The following is a 19,402-nucleotide window of genomic DNA, read 5'->3' as shown; positions in this document are numbered from 1 at the left end:
CAGCGACGAAACGAGGAACGCCCCATGGACCTGGCACGGCTCCCGCACGAGGACCGCCCCTTCGCCCTGCTGCGCCGCCGCACCCCCGGCCACGACCACGACACGGTGGAGCTGCTGATCGGGCCGGTCGCCTCCCGTGACCGCCTGGCCGACCTGCCCGACGAGGGTCTGGCGCTGGTGCCCTTCCGGCAGATCCGCGAGCGCGGCTTCGACGTCCGCGACGACGGCACCCCGCTGCTGGTGCTGACGCCCGAGGAGCGGCACGAGATCCCCCTCGACGAGGCCCTGGCGGCGCTTCCCGCGCACGACGTGCGGGTGGAGGGCGGCGGCTTCGACGTCGGCGACGAGGAGTACGCGCGGATCGTCGGCCGGGTCCTCGACGAGGAGATCGGCCGCGGCGAGGGCGCCAACTTCGTGATCCGCAGAACGTACGAGGGTGAGATCCCCGGGTTCGGGCGGGCCGACGCGCTCGCGTTGTTCCGGCGGCTGCTGGAGGGCGAGCGGGGCGCGTACTGGACGTTCGTCGTGCACACCGGAGAGCGCACGCTGGTGGGCGCGAGCCCCGAAGTGCATGTGCGCGCGTCCGGCGGGACCGTCGTGATGAACCCGATCAGCGGCACGTACCGCTACCCCGCCGAGGGCCCCACCCCCGAGCACCTGCTCCGCTTCCTCGCCGACGGCAAGGAGATCGAGGAGCTGTCGATGGTCGTCGACGAGGAGCTCAAGATGATGTGCACGGTCGGCGACCGGGGCGGCGTGGTGATCGGCCCCCGCCTGAAGGAGATGGCGCACCTCGCGCACACCGAGTACGAGCTGCGCGGCCGCTCCTCGCTGGACGTGCGCGAGGTGCTGCGGGAGACGATGTTCGCGGCGACCGTCACCGGCTCGCCGGTGCAGAACGCCTGCCGGGTGATCGAGCGGCACGAGGCCGGCGGACGCGGCTACTACGCGGGCGCGCTGGCCCTGATCGGCCGGGACGAGGGCGGCGCCCAGACGCTGGACTCCCCCATCCTGATCCGCACCGCCGACATCGACGCGGCCGGACGCCTGCGGGTGCCGGTCGGCGCCACGCTGGTGCGCGGCTCGGACCCGGCCGGGGAGGTCGCGGAGACGCACGCCAAGGCGGCCGGGGTGCTGGCCGCGCTGGGCGTACGCCCGGGACGCCCGCGCGCGGAGGCCGTACGGCCGAAGCTGGCGGAGGATCCGCGCGTGCGGGCCGCCCTCGACGGGCGCCGGGCCTCGCTCGCGCCGTTCTGGCTGCGGATGCAGGAGCGGTCGGACGCGCTCACCGGGCACGCGCTGGTGGTGGACGCGGAGGACACGTTCACCGCGATGCTCGCCCATGTGCTGCGGGCGGCCGGCCTGGAGGTCACCGTGCGCCGCTACGACGAGCCGGGACTGCGGGAGGCGGTCCTCGCGCACGAGGGTCCGCTGGTGCTGGGCCCCGGCCCCGGCGACCCCTCGGACACGGCCGACCCGAAGATGCGGTTCCTGCGCGGGCTGACCGCCGAGGTGATCGCCGGCAACCGGCACGGCGTGCTCGGCGTCTGCCTCGGCCATGAGCTGATCGCGGCCGAGCTGGGCCTGGACATCGTCCGCAAGGAGGTGCCGTACCAGGGGGCGCAGACGGAGATCGACCTGTTCGGACGGCCGGAGACGGTCGGCTTCTACAACAGCTTCGTGGCGACGTGCGACGACGAGGCCGCGCGGGAGCTGGCCGCCCACGGCGTCGAGGTGAGCCGCGCGGCGAACGGCGAGGTGCACGCGGTGCGGGGTCCCGGTTTCGCGGGCGTGCAGTTCCACCCCGAGTCGGTGCTGAGCCTGAACGGCGCGGCCGTGGTGCGGGAGCTGATGGGTCAGCTGCGCGGCACCAGCACGTTCTCGGAGCGGCGGCCGGCGGTGTAGTCGAGGACGTTCTCCACGGTCGTCGCGACGATCTGGCCGACCGCGTCCACGGTGTAGTACGCCTGGTGGGACGTGACCACGACGTTGGGGAAGGTGACGAGGCGGGCCAGGGTGTCGTCGTCGACGGCCTCCAGGGACTTGTCGAGGAAGAACAGGCCCGCCTCCGCCTCGTACACGTCCAGGCCGACGCCGGTGAAGCGGCCGGCGCGCAGCTCGTCGACGAGGGCGGCGGTGTCGACCAGGCCGCCCCGGCTGGAGTTCACCAGGATCGCGTCGTCCCGCATGGTCTTCAGCGCGGTCGCGTCGATGAGGTGCCGGGTCTCCGGCAGCAGCGGCACGTGCAGGCTGACCAGGTCGGACTCGGCGAGCAGCTGCTCCTTCGGGACGTACGTCATGCCCAGCTCGCGGCAGGCCGGGTTCTCAGCGACGTCCCAGCCGAGCAGCCGCATGCCGAAGCCGTGGGCGATGCGGGCGAACGCCTCTCCGATCTTCCCGGTGCCGAGGACGCCGGCGGTGCGGCCGTGCAGGTCGCGGCCCATGAGTCCGTTCAGGCGGAAGTCGAAGTCGCGGGTGCGGGTGGAGGCGCGGACGATACGGCGGTTGACCGCCATGGCGAGGGTCCAGGCGAACTCGGCGACCGAGTACGGGGAGTAGGAGGAGACGCGGGCGACGGTGATGCCGAGGCGTTCGGCGACGTCCAGGTCGACGTTGTTGAAGCCGGTGGAGCGCTGGGCGACCATCCGGGTCCCGCCGGTGGCGAGGTTGGAGAGGACGTCCGGGCCGAGGTCGCAGTTGACGCTGGTGGAGATGATCTCGTGGCCGGCGGCGATGGGTGCGGTGTCGTTGGTGAGGAAGACGTCGAGGGGGTGGACGGGGTGGTGGTTCGCGAAGGCGCGGGTGATGAGGGGCTTTTCGTCTGCCTGGACGCCGAAGGCGAGGATCTCCACGGGCCCCTCCGGGGGTTTGGGGTGGTTTGCTTCCCTGTTCCGTGAGGATACGGGGCCGTGGGTGGGGGTGCCTTGGGCCGGTTGGGTCCGTGCGCGGTGTCGGTGCGGGGGGTGTTGCGCAGCCCGGGGCTTGCGGGGTGCCGCCACGCCCACCCTCCCCCATGCTCGGCTTCGCTCAAGAGCGGGGCCCCCATCGCCCCTGCGGCACGATCGCCCGCGGCTGGGGTGGCGGGGCGCCCCTCAGGGGCGCGGGGAACTGCGCGATCAGCCTCGGACTGCCCGCGGCCGGGTGCTACCCGAAGAAGACCCCCACCTCCTCGTAGAGGGACGGCGGGACCGTCTTCAGGTGTGCCGTCGCGTCCGCCATCGGGACGCGGACGATGTCCGTGCCCTGGAGGGCGACCATCTTGCCGAAGTCCCCGTCGCGGACGCAGTCGATCGCGTGGAGACCGAAGCGGGTGGCGAGCCACCGGTCGTGGGCACTGGGCGTGCCGCCGCGCTGGACGTGCCCGAGGACCGTGGTCCTGGCCTCCTTCCCCGTGCGTTTCTCGATCTGCTTGGCGAGCCACTCGCCCACCCCGGACAGCCGGACGTGTCCGAACGCGTCCAGGGACTGGTCCTTGAGCACCATGTCGCCGTCGCGCGGCACCGCCCCCTCCGCGACGACCACGATGGGGGCGTACGAGGCGCGGAACCGGGAGGTCACCCACGCGCACACCTGGTCGACGTCGAAGGGGTGCTCGGGGATGAGGATGACGTTGGCGCCGCCGGCGAGGCCCGAGTGGAGGGCGATCCAGCCGGAGTGGCGGCCCATCACCTCGACGACCAGGACGCGCATGTGGGACTCGGCGGTGGTGTGCAGCCGGTCGATGGCCTCGGTGGCGATGCCGACGGCGGTGTCGAAGCCGAAGGTGTAGTCGGTGCCGGACAGGTCGTTGTCGATGGTCTTCGGCACGCCCACGCAGGGGACGCCGTACGCGTCGGCGAGGCGGGTGGCGACGCCGAGGGTGTCCTCGCCTCCGATGGTGACGAGGGCGTCCACGCCCAGCGCGGCGAGGTTGTCCTTGATCCTGCGGATGCCGTCCTGCTCGTTGAGGGGGTTGGTCCGTGAGGAGCCGAGGACGGTGCCGCCGCGGGGCAGGATGCCGCGGACGGCGGGGATGTCGAGGGGGACGGTGACGCCGTCGAGGGGACCGCGCCACCCGTCCCGGAACCCGGTGAACTCGTAGCCGTACTCCTGTACGCCCTTGCGGACGACGGCCCGGATGACGGCGTTGAGCCCGGGGCAGTCGCCGCCTCCGGTCAGTACTCCGACCCGCATGGAAGTGTCCCTTCGCCATGGCCGACGGAATGCCGTTCGTTCCCACCTGGCACGGTAAGGGTGACCGGGGTCACATCGACATGGCCGGGACGGTAAATACCGGAAAGAACAAGCGCGTTGGACGCGCTCCTACTCGTCGTCCAGGCCGCGCTCGATGGCGTACCGGACGAGTTCCACGCGGTTGTGGAGCTGGAGTTTTCCCAGGGTGTTCTGGACGTGGTTCTGCACGGTGCGGTGGGAGATGACGAGGCGTTCGGCGATCTGCTTGTAGCTCAGGCCCTTGGCGACCAGGCGCAGCACCTCGGTCTCGCGCTCGGTGAGCCGGGGCGCCTTCTGCTCCTCGCCGCCGGCGGCGGGCGCGGCCGGTTCGGAGGCGAGGCGGCGGTACTCGCCGAGGACCAGTCCGGCGAGGCCCGGGGTGAAGACCGGGTCGCCGTCGGCGGTGCGGCGCACGGCGTCGCGCAGTTCCTCGGTGGAGGCGGACTTCAGCAGATAGCCGGTGGCGCCGGACTTCACGGCCTCCAGGACGTCGGCGTGCTCGCCGCTGGCGGAGAGCACCAGCACGCGGACGGAGGGGTCGGCGGCGACGACCTCCTTGCACACCTGCACGCCGGGCTTGCCGGGGAGGTTGAGGTCGAGGACGAGGACGTCGGGTGCGGCGGCCTTGGCGCGGCGCACCGCCTGGTCGCCGTCGCCTGCCGTGGCGACGACCTCGAAGCCGGACTCGGAGAGGTCGCGGGCGACGGCGTCGCGCCACATCGGGTGGTCGTCGACCACCATCACCCTGATCGGTGTCGTCCCGGTCATCGCTGTTCCGCCTTCCCCCGTGGGTCGTTCGTCTGCTGCTGGTGCCTCGGCACCCGGAGTTCGACCTCCGTGCCCTGGCCGGGCACCGAGATCACGTCGGCGCTGCCGCCGAGATCGCGCAGCCGGCCCCGGATGGACAGGGCGACGCCGAGCCGTCCCTCCCCCTCGGCCTGGGCGAGGCGTCCCTCCGGGATGCCGGGGCCGTCGTCGCGGACGGTGACGATCACCTCGTCCGGTTCGTCCTCGACCAGGATCCAGGCGCGGGCCTGCTCCCCGGCGTGCCGGCGGACGTTGTCGAGGGCGGCGCCGACGGCGGCGGCCACCTCGCGCGCGGCCTCGCGGGCGAGCGTCACGGGCGCGCCGGGTTCGGCGAGGCTGACCCGGGCCCCGGCGTGCGGGGCGAGCAGGGACCGCAGGTCCACCGGCCCGTCGTGGTCCGGCTCGTCCTCCTCCACGCTTCGTACGACGGCGCCCTGGGCGGCGTCCTCACAGGCGCGGGAGACGGGGACGAGGCCGCCGGAGACCAGGGTGCGCAGCGCGACCTCCTGCTCGCCGGCCATGCGGCCCAGCTCGGCCGCCTCGCCGCCGATGACGGCGCCGCGCCGCTGCACCATCGCCAGGACCTGGAGCACGCCGTCGTGGATGTCGCGGGCGAGGCGCTCCCGTTCGCGGGTGGCGGCCTCGATCTCCAGCGCGCGGGCGAGGGTGCGCTCGGAGGCGCGGGCGACCTCGACGACGTAGCCGATGGCGATGGAGGCGACCCAGACGAGGACGACGTTGTGCACGGTGTCGCGGGCGGGGGTGCCGCGCTCGACGAGGTTGGCGACGGCGACGAGGGTGGAGGCGAGGGCCGCCCAGCGCCAGCCGCCCTTGACGGCGAAGGCGAGGACGGATCCCGCGGTCCATATGGACGGCAGGGTGGGTCCGCCGTCGTGGACGCGTTCGGCGGCGTCGGCGAGCGGGGTGATGAGGATGCCGGTGAGGGCGATGGTCAGGTCGGCGGCGAGGAACGGCTTGGTGCAGGCGGCGGCGCTCGCGACCTTGGGGAGGGTGGCGAGGGTCCACACGCCGAGCACGGCGAAGTAGGCGACGGCGAGCCAGGGGCGGGTGAAGCCGTCGTGGGCGGCGGCGAACAGGCCGATGGCGTAGATCATGGTCAGGACGCGGTAGCCGGTGAGCGCGCGCCACAGCGGCTGCTCGACCGACATGCGCATGACTCTGTCGCGCTGGGCCATGTCCCCCCCACTCCCCCGGTGCGTGCCGGGCCCGCTACCGCTCGGCCGGTCCCCCGGCCTGTCCCCGGTCCGTCTGCTCCAGGGACGCCCTGAGCTTCTCCGCCTGTTCCTTGTCGGCCCGGGCGACGGCGGCCCTGGCGGCCTTCTCCGCTTCCCGCTCGGCCTTCTCGGCTTCCTTCTCGGCCTTGGCCGCCTCGGCGAGCTGCCGCTTCATGGCGGTGGCGTACATGTCGACGTACTCCTGGCCGGACAGCTTCATGATCTCGTACATGACCTCGTCCGTCACCGCGCGGAGCACGAAGCGGTCGTGCTCCATGCCCTGGTAGCGGGTGAAGTCGAGGGGCTTGCCGATCCGGATGCCGGGGCGCATCAGCTTGGGCATGACCTGGCCCGGGGGCTGGATCTTCTCCGTGTCGATCATGGCGACCGGGACGACGGGCGCGCCGGTGGCGAGCGCCACGCGCGCCAGGCCGCCCGGCTTGCCGCGGTAGAGGCGGCCGTCGGGTGAGCGGGTGCCCTCGGGGTAGATCCCGAACAGCTCGCCGCGCTCCAGCACCTCTATGCCGCTCTTGATGGCGGCCTCGCCGGCGCCGCGTGCCCCGGAGCGGTCCACGGGGAGCTGGCCGACGCCCTTGAAGAAGGCCGCCGTCATCCTGCCCTTGACGCCCGGGGTGGTGAAGTACTCCGCCTTCGCGATGAAGGTGACCTTGCGGTCGAGCACCGCGGGGAGGAAGAAGGAGTCCGAGAACGACAGGTGGTTGCTGGCCAGAATGGCGGGGCCCTCGGCGGGGACGTTCTCCAGGCCTTCCACCCAGGGCCTGAAGGCGAGCTTCAGCGGCCCTCCGATGGCGACCTTCATCGTGCCGTACAACAACCGAGTGCCTCCTGTGCGTGTTGTTCAGACCATATCCCGGAGCGGTGCGGAAGGCCCCGACGGCCCTGGTCGGTGTCAGTGCGGTCGCGTACGGTGAAGGTCCTGCAATCCCTGTGCCGGTCCCGCGCCGGCCGAGACGACGTGCCGGACCGTCGACGTGTCCGGAAAAGTCCCAGGAAGTCCCAGGAACAGGAGGCCGAAGGTGCCGCTCCTGCCCGGAGCCGAGCCGTTCCGCCACGAGGGCGGGGAGACCGCCGTGCTCCTCTGCCACGGCTTCACCGGTTCGCCGCAGTCCATGCGCCCCTGGGCGCAGCATCTCGCCGATCGCGGTCTGACCGTGTCGCTGCCGCTGCTGCCCGGGCACGGCACCCGCTGGGAGGACCTGGGGGTGACCGGCTGGCAGGACTGGTACGCGGAGGTGGACCGCGAGCTGCGGCTGCTGCGGGACCGCTCCGCGCGGGTGTTCGTGGCCGGGCTGTCGATGGGCGGCGCGCTGGCGCTGCGGCTGGCGGCGCGGCACGGGGACGCGGTGAGCGGGGTGATGGTGGTCAACCCGGCGAACAAGGTGCACGGGGTGGCGGCGCACGCCCTTCCGGTGCTGCGTCATCTCGTGCCGGCGACGAAGGGCATCGCGAGCGACATCGCCAAGCCGGTGACAAGGGAGCTGGGGTACGACCGGGTGCCGCTGCACGCGGCGCACTCCCTGCGGAACTTCTTCCGGCTGGTCGACCGTGAGCTGCCGCAGGTCACGCAGCCGCTGCTGCTGATGCGGAGTCCGCAGGACCATGTGGTGCCGCCGGCGGACTCGGCGCGGATCCTGTCCCGGGTGTCGTCGGTCGACGTCACGGAGGTCCTGCTGGAACAGAGCTACCACGTGGCGACGTTGGACCACGACGCGGAGCTGATCTTCCGGGAGAGCACCGCGTTCATCGGCCGGCTCGCACCCGGCGCCGTCAGGGAGCCCGGTCTCGGCAAGGAAGGGACGACCGCAGGTGGCTGAGCACGACTCGGACCGTGAGGGCCGCGAGCCGGAGGAGAGGGGCGTCCCCTTCGACGAGGCCGCCGCGTGGGAGGCGATCGTCGCCGGGTACGGCGAGGAGCCGCCGGACCCGCCGGGCGCCAAGCCGTTCAAGTCGGTGGAGGACCTGGCGCTGCTGGAGTCCGAGACCAACGACGCGGACGACTCCGACGGGGTGGACGGCGCGGGGACCAAGGCGCCGCCGCGGAAGGCGGAGGAGGAGCCGCCGGCCAGGCCGCTGGGCGGCTCGGTGGCCTTCGCGCCGGGGGTCGGGCCGCGTGACTACAGCGTGGCGGAGCCGGCGGAGGAGGACCTCGACGAGAGCGACGAGGGGCATTTCGTGCCGCCGGAGCCGCCGCCGCTGCCGGAGGCGGACGTGACCTCCAAGTTCGCCTGGCTGGGGGTGCTGGGCGCCCCGGTGCTGCTTCTGCTGGCGATACTGCTGGGCTGGGAGATGACGTGGTGGCTGACCACCGCGTGCATCGGCGGTTTCCTGGGCGGCGCGGTCACGCTGGTGATGCGGATGCGCACGGACGACGAGGACGACGGGGACCCCGGCCGGGGCGCGGTGGTCTGACCCCGCTCACACGGCCGCCGGGACCTTGAGGGCGGCGAGGACGGGCAGGTGGTCGGTGGCCGCCCGCAGATCCGCCTCGGTGACGCCGGGCTGGTCGTACGGCACGCCGCAGCCCAGTACTTCGACGCCCTTGGTGACGAACAGGGCGTCGATGCGCTTGGGCGGTTCGGTGTGCGTCCAGGTGTGCTCGCCGCCCCAGGGCGCGGCGGTGCGGCAGTCGGTCAGGGTGCCGGCCAGCCGCCGGAAGGTGCGTCCGGCGGGCTCGTCGTTGAGGTCGCCGCCCGCGACGGCGTGCTCCACGCCCATCCCGGCCACCCGGTCGAGGAGCATCCCGCCCTGCTCGTACCGCTCGCCCTTGTCCAGCGAGAGATGGCAGCTGAGCACGCCGAGCCGGGCGCTGCCGAACCGTACGACGGCGGTGGCGAAGCCGCGCCGGTGCCGGCCGGGGGTGAGCGGCAGCAGCACGTCCTCGGTGCGTTCGACGCCGGCGCGCAGGGAGCACAGCAGGGCGGGCCCGGCGGCGGTGGCGCCGCCGGAGAGGATCACCAGCCCGGAGTCGGAGGCGAGCTTGGCGAGTTTCTTGCGCCAGCGGAAGAACCGCGGCGCCTCCTGGAGCAGCACCAGGTCGGGCGCGCAGGCGCCGATCACCCGGGCGAGGGCGGCGGTGTCGTCCTTCATGGAGCGGATGTTGTAGCTGAGCACCCGGACGACGGCCGACCCGTCGGCGTCGGTACGGGACCCTGGCAGCAGCTCGGTCGTCGCCATGCGGATCAAGATACGCCGCTGCCGCTACGGCGGCCCGGGAACGGCGACGCCCGCCGTTCCCCTCAAGGGGTCGGGCGGGCGCCGGCCGGGTGCCGATGGGCCGTCACATGACCGGGTCGGGCTCGCGGGCGAGGTCCGCCGCGCCGACCAGGCCGGCCTTGTTGCCGAGCTGGGCGCCGAGGACGTCGGCCACGGGGCGCCAGTTGCCGCCCACCAGCCAGCGGCGGTACGACTTGCGGATCGGGCCGAGGACCAGTTCGCCCTCGTCGGAGAGGCCGCCGCCGACGATGAACGCGGACGGGTCGAACAGGGAGGCCAGGTCGGCCAGGCCCGCGCCGACCCAGCGGGCCAGCTCGCGGTAGGAGTCGACGGCCACCCGGTCGCCCTGGCGGGCGGCCATGGAGACGTGCTTGCCCTCGATGCCCTCGGGGGTGCCGTCGCCGAGCGAGAGCAGCGTCTGGGCCTGCTCGGGGGTGGCGTTGGCGCGCTGCTTGGCGTAGCGGACGAGGGCGCGGCCGGAGGCGTACTGCTCCCAGCAGCCCTGCGAGCCGCAGCCGCACAGCAGGCCGTCCGGCACCATGCGGATGTGGCCGAACTCGGCGGCCACGCCGAAGTGGCCGCGGCGCAGTTTGTTGCCGATGATCACGCCGCCGCCGAGGCCGGTGCCGAGCGTGATGCAGATGACGTTGCGGTGGCCCTTGCCCGCGCCGAACTTGTACTCGCCCCAGGCCGCCGCGTTGGCGTCGTTCTCCACGACGACCGGGAGGCCCACGCGGGCCTCGACCTTCTCCTTGAGCGGCTCGTTGCGCCAGTGGATGTTGGGGGCGAAGTAGACCTCGGAACGCTGGCGGTTGACGTAACCGGCCGCGCCGATGCCCACGCCGACGATGTCGTGTCCGGCGCGCGCTCCTTCCACCGCGGAGGCGATGGCGTCCACGATCTCCTCGGGCGTGCCCGGGGTCGGCACCTTGTGGGTCGAGAGGATGGTGCCTTCCTCGTCGACCACGCCGGCCGCGATCTTCGTGCCGCCGATGTCGACGCCGATGGTGAGTCCCATGAATCCCTCAGTTTCGGTCGAGCCCCGCTACGCCAACGGTACCCGAGGCGACGGGCGCGCCGTCCCTGTGTCCGCAGGCCGGGCGGCCGGGAGCTCCGAGGGGTTCCGGGGGCGCTCAGTCCAGGTCGATGCGCTCGCCGGGGCCGGTGCCGGGGTCGTCTCCGGGGTCGCGGCGCTCCGACGGGTCGCGCGGCGGGGTGTCGCGCGCCGTCCAGCGGCGCTCCTGGTCCTGCACGGCGGATCGGTAGGCGGCGAGGAGTTCGCTGCCGGCGGCGGCGAGGTGGTCGAAGACGTCCGGGTTGCGTTCGATGACGGGTTCGACGGCGGCCTTCGCCTGCTGCACGACCTGGCGGACGACCTGCTGGGCGGCGGGCCCGGCGACCGCGCCGAGCAGCGGGGTCTGGAGGTCGGAGAGCTTGTCGGCGACCGCGTCGACGAGCCGCTTGAACTCCTCGGCGGCGGAGCCGGGGGGTGTGCCGTGGCGTGCGCGGCGGCGCGCCCGCTCGGCCTCGAGGTCCTCGGCGGCCGCGGTGGCCCAGGCGTCGGCGTGGACCTCGGAGGGTGCTTCGGCGGGCGCCTCGGCGCGGTCGTTCCGGGCGTTTCCGGTCCGGGCGTCGCCTGCCCGGGCGTCGTCGGTCCGGGCGTCGTCGGTCCGGGCGTCGCCGGCGCGAGCGTCGCCGGCGCGAGCGTCGCCTGCCCGAGCTTCGTCGGCCCGAGCGTCGCCTGCCCGGGCGTCGTCGGTCCGGGCGTCGCCTGCCCGAGCCTCGCCTGCCCGAGCTTCGTCGGCCCGAGCCTCGCCTGCCCGGGCGTCGCCTGCCCGAGCTTCGTCGGCCCGAGCATCGCCTGCCCGAGCATCGCCTGCCCGAGCTTCGTCGGTCCGAGCGTCGCCGGCGCGAGCGCCGCCTGCCCGAGCGTCGTCGGCCCGGGCGTCGTCGGTCCGCTTGCCGAAGGTCTCGTCCCCGGCCTCGTGCCCGGCGTCGTCGGGCGGGGGGAGCTGTTCGCACATGACGGACTCCTTGACTGCGGGTGGCCTTCTCGACGGTACCCGAACGGCCGTCGCGGCTTCAGCGGGTGCGCGGCCAGAGCTCCGGATCGGGCCGGAAGCGGACACGCAGCTCGCCCTCGCGCAGGGCGGCTCCGTCGACGGTGCAGCGGCGCAGCGCGGAGGGCAGCGGGACGACACGGCGGAACGGCCCGGCGGTGACGGTCAGTTCGTCGCCCCGGCGGACGAGGTCGACGGTGTCGCGGCGGGCACCGGGCAGGGGGAGGTGCCAGACCAGGACGCCGTCCTCGGCGATCCGGTCGGCGACCGGCCAGCGGACCGGGCCGGTGGCCTCGGGGGCGGCGGGCGCCGCGAGGGCGGCGAGGTCGTCGGCGCCGCGGGGGTCGCGGCCGAGGTGGGCGACGGGGTGCACGGTGTGCTCCTCGCGCCACTCGTCGAGCGTCTTGCGCTGCTGGGCGACGGGCCCGGCGAGCCAGCCGGCCGCCTCGCCCTCCGGCAGGACCCGGTTGGCGACGACCGCGTCCAGGCGCAGCCCGCGCAGGGCGACGCCGAGGGCCGCGCTGCGCAGGGCTTCGTCGCCCGCGGGTCCCGGTTCGGCGACCAGGCGTACGACGGTGCCGCGGTCGGCGAGGAGGGCCTCGACGGCGGCGAGCTGGAGGTCGAGGCGGGCTGCCGTCCCGTAGATCCACTCCGCGGGCATCGGGACGCCCGCGAGCCGTCCGAGCACCGGACGCAGGGCGCGGGCGGCCTGCCGTTCGGGCGGCAGCAGGCGGCGCAGGACGCGGCGGAGCTCCTCGGGCAGGGCGAGGAGGGCGAGCGCGCGGGGAGCGGCGGGCAGGTCGACGACGAGGAGGTCGTAGGCGTCCTCGGAGGCGGCGGCGTCCCGCAGGGCGCGCAGCACGGCGAGTTCCTCCGCGCCGGGGAGCGGGCCGGTCTCCTCGGGCACCAGGGGGGAGGCGCCGAGCAGGTCGAGCGCACCGCCCGCGCGCTCCTGCAGCGCGGCGAGGTCGGCCCGGAACCCCGCGTGGGGGTCGACCCGCCGGACGGTCAGCAGCTCGGGCACGTCCGCGTCGCCGAGCACCGGTCCCAGGGTGTCCCCCGGATCGGTCCCCAGCAGCAGCGTGCGGGCGCCCTCACGGGCGGCGGCGGACGCGGTGGCGGCTGCGATCGTGGTGCGGCCGCTGCCGCCGGGGCCGGTGATCAGGAGGGTGCGCATGAGGCCGAACGCTACCGGGACCTACCGTCCCGGGGCTCCGCCCCGGATCCCGCTCCCCACACGCCGGAGGAGCTGGATGCAGCCCGTCCGGCGTGCGAGGACGAGGCCCGCCAGGGCCGATCCGGCGCATCGTCCCGCGCGCCGGGGACGCGAGACGCCCAAGGGAAGCCGGACGCCGCGGGTGTCCTACTTCGCGCCGGACTCCACGCGCTTCTTCAGGCCCGCCAGCGCCCGGTCGATGATGACCTTCTCCGCCTTGCGCTTGATCATGCCGAGCATCGGGATCTTGACGTCGACCGTGAGGCGGTAGGTCACCTCGGTGGTGTCCGCGCCGGCGGGGGTGAGGACGTAGGAACCGTCGAGGGAGCGGAGCATCTGGGACTTCACCAGGGTCCAGGAGACCTCGTGCGGGCCGCTCCAGGTGTACGCCAGGGTCTGGTCGTCCTTGATCGCGCCGGCGTCCATGACCAGGCGGACCTGCTCGGCGCGGCCCTCCGCGTCGGTCTTGAGGACCTCCGCCTCCTTCACCTCTCCCGTCCACTCGGGATAGCGGGCGAAGTCGGAGATCACTCCCATCACGTCGGCCGGTGCCGCCTCGATGGTGATGCTCGAGCTGGTGTGTTCCGCCATCGCCGTGGCTCCTCCAGATGCGGGCCGGTAGGTCGTCCTCGCCGTGCGCGGGCCGGACGGCCCACGCACGTGCAGCGGAAGGCTACCGCGCACCGCCCGTACCGAGATCACCCGACCTGTGCGCAGGCGTCCGGGACGTCTCAGAACTCCAGCGCCCAGGGCCGGCCGGTGGACGCGAAGTGCCCCACGTTGACGCATTCGGTGGCGCCGATCCGCATCCGTCGCACCAGCGGCTGGTGGACGTGCCCGAACAGCGAATAGCGGGGGCGGGTGCGGCGGATCGCCTCCAGCAGCGCCGTGCTGCCCCGCTCGAAGCGGCGGGCGACGGTGTCGTAGACCAGCTCCGGGACCTCCGGCGGGATGTGCGTGCACAGCACGTCGACCTCGCCGACCGCCTCGATCTTCGCCGCGAACTCCTCGTCGTCGATCTCGTACGGCGTGCGCATCGGGGTGCGCAGGCCGCCGCCGACGAAGCCGAAGGTCCAGCCGCCGATCTCCACCCGCTGCCCGTCGAGCACGGTGGTGCCCGGCCCGGCGTACTCCCGCCACAGGGGCGGCACGTCGACGTTGCCGTAGGTGGCGTACGTCGGAGTGGGGAGGGCGGAGAACAGCTCCGCGTACTGTTTCCGCACCGCCGTCTCGATCACCGTCGCGCGGTCGACGCCGATGCCGGCCCACAGGCCGCGCTGGAAGTCGCGCGCCTCCTCGAAGCGGCGGGCGGTGCGCAGCTCCACGATGCGGTGGGCGTTCTCCGTGCCGAACAGGTCGGGGAAGATGCCGCGCGAGTGGTCGGCGTAGTCCAGGAACAGCACCAGGTCACCGAGGCAGACCAGGGCGTCGGCGCCGTCCTTGGCGCGCGCGAGGCCGGCCGCGTTGCCGTGAACGTCGCTGACCACGTGGACGCGGGTGCGCGGGCCGCCGCCGGGTGAGGATGCCATGGCGATCAAGCGTAATCGTGTGCGGCGAACGTGAACAACGGCGGCCCTACCTGCGGTTACTGGCTCGCCGGTTCAGCTGTGGACTACTGTGCGCAATGAAGCACCAACCTGTGTGACGCAGCGAACATCTGGCAGGGCCCCCTGTCGTGACAGCCATACCGGCGGGTAACGTCCGGGCAGTCCAGTCGTGCTCGGGATTTCAACCAATGAATTCGCGAGCACCCGCCCGAGCCTTGGACCGCACCGTCGCATCGCACAACGTCGTGGCGCCGGCGCCCTAAGAGGAGCAGCAGTCTTGCGCGAGTTCAGCCTTCCGGCCCTTTACGAGGTCCCTGCGGACGGCAATCTGACCGACATCGTCCGCAGAAACGCCGCGCAGCACCCTGACGTCGCCGTCATGGCCCGCAAGGTCGGCGGGACGTGGCAGGACGTGACGGCCGCCACCTTCCTCACGGAGGTGCGGGCCGCCGCCAAGGGCCTGATCGCGGCGGGCGTGCAGCCCGGCGACCGCGTCGGCCTGATGTCCCGTACCCGTTACGAGTGGACGCTGCTCGACTTCGCGATCTGGAGCGCCGGCGCGATCACCGTGCCGGTGTACGAGACCAGTTCGGCGGAGCAGGTGGCGTGGATCCTCGGCGACTCGGGCGCCACCGCCTGCCTGGTGGAGCTCGACGCCCACACGGCCACCGTGGAGTCCGTGCGCGACCGGCTGCCCGCGCTGAAGAACGTGTGGCAGATCGAGGGCGGCGGCCTGGAGGAGCTGGGCCGTCTCGGCACGGACGTCGCCGACGACACGGTCGAGGAGCGCTCCTCGGTCGCCAAGGCCGACGACCCGGCGACCATCGTCTACACCTCCGGCACCACCGGCCGCCCCAAGGGCTGCGTACTCACCCACCGCAGCTTCTTCGCGGAGTGCGGCAACATCGTGGAGCGGCTGCGTCCGCTGTTCCGCACCGGCGAGTGCTCCGTGCTGCTGTTCCTGCCGCTCGCGCACGTCTTCGGCCGGCTGGTGCAGATCGCGCCGATGATGGCGCCGATCAAGCTGGGCTGCGTCCCGGACATCAAGAACCTCACCGACGAGCTGGCCGCGTTCCGCCCGACGCTGATCCTCGGCGTGCCGCGCGTCTTCGAGAAGGTCTACAACTCGGCGCGCGCCAAGGCGCAGGCGGACGGCAAGGGCAAGATCTTCGACAAGGCCGCCGACGCCGCGATCGCCTGGAGCCAGGCGCTGGACTCCCCCTCGGGCCCGTCGTTCGGCCTGAAGGTCAAGCACAAGGTCTTCGACAAGCTGGTCTACAGCAAGCTCCGCGCGGTGCTGGGCGGACGCGGCGAGTACGCGATCTCCGGCGGCGCCCCGCTCGGCGAGCGCCTCGGCCACTTCTTCCGCGGCATCGGCTTCAGCGTGCTGGAGGGCTACGGCCTGACCGAGTCCTGCGCGGCCACCGCCTTCAACCCGTGGGACCGCCAGAAGATCGGCACGGTCGGCCAGCCGCTGCCCGGCTCGGTGGTGCGCATAGCGGACGACGGCGAGGTCCTGCTGCACGGCGAGCACCTGTTCAAGGAGTACTGGAACAACCCGGGAGCGACCGCCGAGGCGCTGGCCGACGGCTGGTTCCACACCGGGGACATCGGCACCCTGGACGAGGACGGCTATCTGCGGATCACCGGCCGGAAGAAGGAGATCCTGGTGACGGCCGGCGGCAAGAACGTCGCCCCGGCGGTCATCGAGGACCGCATCCGGGCGCACGCGCTGGTCGCGGAGTGCATGGTGGTCGGCGACGGGCGGCCGTTCGTGGGCGCGCTCGTCACCGTCGACGAGGAGTTCCTGGGCCGCTGGTGCGCGGAGCACGGCAAGCCGGAAGGGTCGACGGCGGCGTCGCTGTGCGACGACCCGGATCTGCTGGCGGCGATCCAGGAGGCCGTGGACGACGGGAACGCGGCGGTGTCGAAGGCGGAGTCGGTGCGGAAGTTCCGGGTGCTGCCGGCGCAGTTCACGGAGGAGTCGGGGCATCTGACGCCTTCGCTGAAGCTGAAGCGGAATGTTGTGGCGAAGGATTACGCGCACGAGATCGAGGCGATCTACGCGAAGTAGCGCCGACCGGGGTGCCTGGACCCGCCGTTGGCGGGTGCGGGTGCGTGGGGGTTGGTCGCGCAGTTCCCCGCGCCCCTGAGGGGCGGTTTCCGCCCGTCGCTCAAGTGCCGCGTCGCGGGGGCTTGTCGCGCAGTTCCCCGCGCCCCTGTAACGCGAGAGCCGCCCTTCGAGGGCGGCTCTCGCGTTACAGGAGTGTTTTCAGCTTGTCGGCGAGGAGGTCCCAGCGCCACTTCTCCTCGACCCATTCCCGGCCGCGGCGGCCCATGCGGTCGCGGAGTTCGGGGTCGGCGAGGAGGGTCGTGATGCGGTCCGCCGCTTCGGTGGGGGACGTGCCGGGGACCACCCAGCCTGTTTCTCCGTCGAGGACCGCGTCGGGGGCGCCGCCCGAGTCGCCGGCGACAACCGGGAGGCCCGTCGCGGAGGCTTCCAGGTAGACGATGCCGAGGCCCTCCACGTCCAGGCCGCCGCGGCGGGTCCGGCAGGGCATCGCGAAGACGTCGCCGGCGCCGTAGTGGGCGGGCAGCTCGGACCAGGGGACGGAACCCGTGAAGCGGACGGAGGCGGCGACGCCGGTGTCGGCGGCGAGGCGGCGCAGGTCCTTCTCGTAGGGGCCGCCGCCGACGATCAGCAGGACGGCGTCCGGCTCGGCGGCGAGGATCGCGGGCATCGCCCGGATCAGCGTGTCCTGGCCCTTGCGCGGCACGAGACGCGAGACGCACACGACCACCGGGCGGTCGGTCAGTCCGAGCCGGGCGCGCACCTCGTCGCCGCCGGAGCCGGGGTGGAAGGTCTTCTCGTCGACCCCGGGCGGCAGTTGCACCATGCGGGCGGCGGCCTCCGGGGTGAGGGCGCGGGCGATCCGGGAGCGGGTGTACTCGCCCAGGTAGGTGATCGTGTCCGTGGACTCCCCGATACGGCGCAGCAGCTGCCGTGCGGCGGGCAGCTGGGCCCAGCCGGCCTCGTGGCCGTGGGTGGTGGCCACGATCCGCTCGGCGCCCGCGCGGCGCAGCGCCGGGGCCATCAGGCCGAGCGGCGCCGCCGCCCCGAACCACACCGAGGTGCAGCCGTGCTCGCGCAGCAGCCCCACGGCCCGCCGGGTGGCGGCCGGGGTGGGCAGCAACATCGTCGTACGGTCGCGGACGACGGTGAACGGCTGCTCCGCGTCGAAGGCCGCGGTCGCCTCGACGCCCTCGCGGGTGCGCTTCCAGGTGGAGGCGTAGACGACGACGCGCTCCGGGTCCAGGCGCAGCGCCATGTTGTGCAGGAAGGCCTGGATGCCGCCGGGACGGGGCGGGAAGTCGTTGGTGACGATCAGGGTCTTGTGCATCGTCGCCGACCCTACCGAACGGTTGTCGCGCGTCCGCCACGGCGCTGCTCGGTGGCATGTGCACCGGCTTCCGGGACATCATGGCCCCTCATCGACCGCACACCGGACGGGCAGGAATCACGTGGAACCGACGGCCGCACGGGGGTCTCTGGCAGGGCTGCTGGGGATCTGGGGCGTGACGCGCGCGGCGCTGCTGCTGTGCGTGCTGAAGGTGGTGGTCTTCCCGGGCCCGGACGTCACCAGCGACGTGTCGGTGATCTACCGGGGCTGGTACGACGTCCTGGTCACCGGAACGTTTCCGCAGGACGACGTGACCTGGCAGTACCCGCCCGCCGCGGCCCTGGCGATCCTCTCCCCCGCCGTGCTGCCGTTCCTGGAGTACGCGACGGCCTTCTTCGTGCTGGCCCTGGCGGCCGACGCGGCGACGCTGACGCTGCTGCTGCGCGGGGCGCGCGGCGGGGGCCGTTCCCGGCGCGGGGCGTGGCTGTGGGTGGCGGGGGTGCCGCTGCTCGGTCCGACGGTGTACGCCCGCTACGACGTGATGGTGACGGCGGTCGCGGTGGCCGGGCTGCTGGCGGCCGGCCGGCACCCCCGGCTGGCGGGCGCGTTGATGGCGTTCGGTGCGCTGCTGAAGGTGTGGCCGGCGCTGCTGCTGCTCGCGGTGCGCAGGCGGGCCGCGTGGGTGTCGGCGGCGGTGACGGGCGTGGTGGTGGCCGGGCTGTTCGCGGCGACGATGCCGGGCGCGTTCGCGTTCCTGGGCTTCCAGCGGGACCGGGGCACGGAGGTGGAGTCGCTGGGGTCGCTGGTGTTCCATGTCGCCCGGCACCACGGCTGGGACGGTGAGGTGCTGCTGAACTACGGCTCGGTGGAGTTCCTCGGTCCGTACGTGAGCTGGGTGTCGACGGGGGCGCTGTTCCTGACCGGGGCCGCGCTGGCGTGGCTGGTGCTGTGGCGGCTGCTGGCGACCCGGTTCACGCCGCACACGGTGGCGGACGCGGCGTTCACGGCGGTCCTGCTGTTCACGGTCACCAGCCGGGTGATCAGTCCGCAGTACATGGTGTGGCTGGTCGGTGCGGGGGCGGTGTGCCTGTGCTTCCGCGAGAGCCGGATGGGCCGTCCGGCGGTCCTGGTCCTGGCGGCCTGCCCGGTGACGATGCTGGAGTTTCCGCTGTGGTTCGCGCACGTGGTGGCGAGCGACGCGCTGGGCATCACGTTGCTGGCCGTCCGTAACGGCCTTCTGGTGGCGGCGTCCCTCCTGGCAGCGGGCGCCTTGTGGCGGGCGACGGTGCCGGCCCGGAGGGAGATTCCCTCAGCACCGGGCCCGTCCTGGGCGGAACGCACGAGGGTGCCTTCGTACCGCCCCTGAAGGGGCGCGGGGAACTGCGCGACCGGCCACGGACGCCCCGCACCCGGCGTCGAAAGGGTGCCGCTGCGGCGCCCCCTGAAGGGGCGCGGGGAACTACGCGACCAGCCACAGACACCCCACACCCGGCGTCGAAAGGGTGCCGCTGCGGCGCCCCCTGAAGGGGCGCGGGGAACTACGCGACCAGCCACAGACACCCCACACCCGGCGTCGAAAGGGTGCCGCTGCGGCGCCCCCTGAAGGGGCGCGGGGAACTACGCGACCAGCCACAGACACCCCACACCCGGCGTCGAAAGGGTGCCGCTGCGGCGCCCCTGAAGGGGCGCG

General features: G+C 73.3%; 16 protein-coding genes and 1 pseudogene. 5 read left to right on the top strand and 12 right to left on the bottom strand.

Annotation, left to right across the window (positions count from 1 at the left end):
* The first annotated feature begins 24 nt into the window (after positions 1-24).
* On the top strand, positions 25-1,905 hold the full coding sequence (locus tag ACQY0Z_RS14745; protein ID WP_439812388.1) for an anthranilate synthase family protein: 1,881 nt from the start codon (positions 25-27) through the stop codon (positions 1,903-1,905).
* On the opposite strand, the gene ACQY0Z_RS14740 is transcribed toward ACQY0Z_RS14745, so the two are convergent.
* From ACQY0Z_RS14740 to ACQY0Z_RS14720, 5 genes are all read right to left on the bottom strand, one after another.
* On the bottom strand, positions 1,857-2,852 hold the full coding sequence (locus ACQY0Z_RS14740) for a 2-hydroxyacid dehydrogenase (RefSeq protein ID WP_254588074.1): 996 nt from the start codon (positions 2,850-2,852) through the stop codon (positions 1,857-1,859). The two genes, ACQY0Z_RS14745 and ACQY0Z_RS14740, sit on opposite strands and share 49 nt — an antisense overlap.
* A gap of 292 nt (positions 2,853-3,144) precedes the next feature.
* Positions 3,145-4,173 carry a 6-phosphofructokinase gene (locus ACQY0Z_RS14735; RefSeq protein WP_189896770.1) on the bottom strand — a complete coding sequence of 343 codons (1,029 nt, stop codon included), beginning with the start codon at positions 4,171-4,173 and terminating at the stop codon, positions 3,145-3,147.
* Positions 4,174-4,302: 129 nt separating this feature from the next.
* Positions 4,303-4,980, bottom strand: coding sequence for a response regulator (locus ACQY0Z_RS14730; RefSeq protein ID WP_254587882.1), 678 nt, complete (start codon positions 4,978-4,980; stop codon positions 4,303-4,305).
* On the bottom strand, positions 4,977-6,215 hold the full coding sequence (macS, locus tag ACQY0Z_RS14725; protein ID WP_254587883.1) for a MacS family sensor histidine kinase: 1,239 nt from the start codon (positions 6,213-6,215) through the stop codon (positions 4,977-4,979). Before macS ends, ACQY0Z_RS14730 begins: the two co-directional genes overlap by 4 nt.
* Positions 6,216-6,249: 34 nt before the next feature.
* Positions 6,250-7,074 carry a 1-acyl-sn-glycerol-3-phosphate acyltransferase gene (locus ACQY0Z_RS14720; protein ID WP_189896958.1) on the bottom strand — a complete coding sequence of 275 codons (825 nt, stop codon included), beginning with the start codon at positions 7,072-7,074 and terminating at the stop codon, positions 6,250-6,252.
* A 217-nt stretch (positions 7,075-7,291) separates the two neighbouring features.
* Here ACQY0Z_RS14720 and ACQY0Z_RS14715 point away from each other — a divergent pair, with 217 nt between their 5' ends.
* Entirely contained in the window at positions 7,292-8,089 is a 798-nt protein-coding gene (locus ACQY0Z_RS14715; protein ID WP_381728032.1) for an alpha/beta hydrolase, read from the top strand.
* Complete coding sequence (locus ACQY0Z_RS14710; protein ID WP_189896763.1) at positions 8,082-8,684, top strand: hypothetical protein; 603 nt, start codon at positions 8,082-8,084, stop codon at positions 8,682-8,684. The genes ACQY0Z_RS14715 and ACQY0Z_RS14710 overlap by 8 nt, the downstream gene beginning before the upstream one ends.
* Before the next feature lie 6 nt (positions 8,685-8,690).
* Here ACQY0Z_RS14710 and ACQY0Z_RS14705 read toward each other — a convergent pair whose 3' ends face one another.
* The 6 genes and pseudogenes from ACQY0Z_RS14705 to ACQY0Z_RS14680 all read right to left on the bottom strand — a co-directional run bounded on the left by ACQY0Z_RS14705 (position 8,691) and on the right by ACQY0Z_RS14680 (position 14,293).
* On the bottom strand, positions 8,691-9,449 hold the full coding sequence (locus tag ACQY0Z_RS14705; protein WP_254587885.1) for an endonuclease/exonuclease/phosphatase family protein: 759 nt from the start codon (positions 9,447-9,449) through the stop codon (positions 8,691-8,693).
* A gap of 103 nt (positions 9,450-9,552) precedes the next feature.
* Entirely contained in the window at positions 9,553-10,506 is a 954-nt protein-coding gene (locus ACQY0Z_RS14700; RefSeq protein WP_033272963.1) for an ROK family glucokinase, read from the bottom strand.
* A 115-nt stretch (positions 10,507-10,621) separates the two neighbouring features.
* Positions 10,622-11,056: pseudogene (locus tag ACQY0Z_RS14695) on the bottom strand (DUF5304 domain-containing protein); the annotation flags it as partial.
* Positions 11,057-11,570: 514 nt separating this feature from the next.
* Positions 11,571-12,725, bottom strand: a complete 1,155-nt coding sequence (locus ACQY0Z_RS14690; RefSeq protein WP_439812387.1) for an ArsA family ATPase — start codon at positions 12,723-12,725, stop codon at positions 11,571-11,573.
* 186 nt (positions 12,726-12,911) lie between these two features.
* Positions 12,912-13,355 carry an SRPBCC family protein gene (locus ACQY0Z_RS14685; protein ID WP_019521993.1) on the bottom strand — a complete coding sequence of 148 codons (444 nt, stop codon included), beginning with the start codon at positions 13,353-13,355 and terminating at the stop codon, positions 12,912-12,914.
* A gap of 140 nt (positions 13,356-13,495) precedes the next feature.
* Positions 13,496-14,293 (bottom strand): metallophosphoesterase family protein, encoded by a 798-nt coding sequence (locus ACQY0Z_RS14680; RefSeq protein WP_439812386.1) that lies wholly within the window; start codon positions 14,291-14,293, stop codon positions 13,496-13,498.
* A 295-nt stretch (positions 14,294-14,588) separates the two neighbouring features.
* Between ACQY0Z_RS14680 and ACQY0Z_RS14675 the strand changes: the two genes are divergently transcribed.
* Entirely contained in the window at positions 14,589-16,385 is a 1,797-nt protein-coding gene (locus ACQY0Z_RS14675) for an AMP-dependent synthetase/ligase (protein WP_254587889.1), read from the top strand.
* A gap of 184 nt (positions 16,386-16,569) precedes the next feature.
* Here ACQY0Z_RS14675 and ACQY0Z_RS14670 read toward each other — a convergent pair whose 3' ends face one another.
* Positions 16,570-17,712 (bottom strand): glycosyltransferase family 4 protein, encoded by a 1,143-nt coding sequence (locus ACQY0Z_RS14670; protein WP_189896755.1) that lies wholly within the window; start codon positions 17,710-17,712, stop codon positions 16,570-16,572.
* A gap of 121 nt (positions 17,713-17,833) precedes the next feature.
* Here ACQY0Z_RS14670 and ACQY0Z_RS14665 point away from each other — a divergent pair, with 121 nt between their 5' ends.
* The gene (locus ACQY0Z_RS14665) at positions 17,834-19,078 is read left to right on the top strand and encodes a glycosyltransferase 87 family protein (protein ID WP_439812385.1); all 1,245 of its coding nucleotides are present in this window, start codon (positions 17,834-17,836) and stop codon (positions 19,076-19,078) included.
* The last annotated feature ends 324 nt before the right edge of the window (positions 19,079-19,402 follow it).

The organism is Streptomyces sp. P9-2, from assembly GCF_051903975.1.
In the GTDB taxonomy this organism is placed as follows: domain Bacteria; phylum Actinomycetota; class Actinomycetes; order Streptomycetales; family Streptomycetaceae; genus Streptomyces; species Streptomyces cellulosae.
Note: the sequence above shows the minus strand (reverse complement) of the source record. Positions and strands in the feature narration are given on the sequence as shown.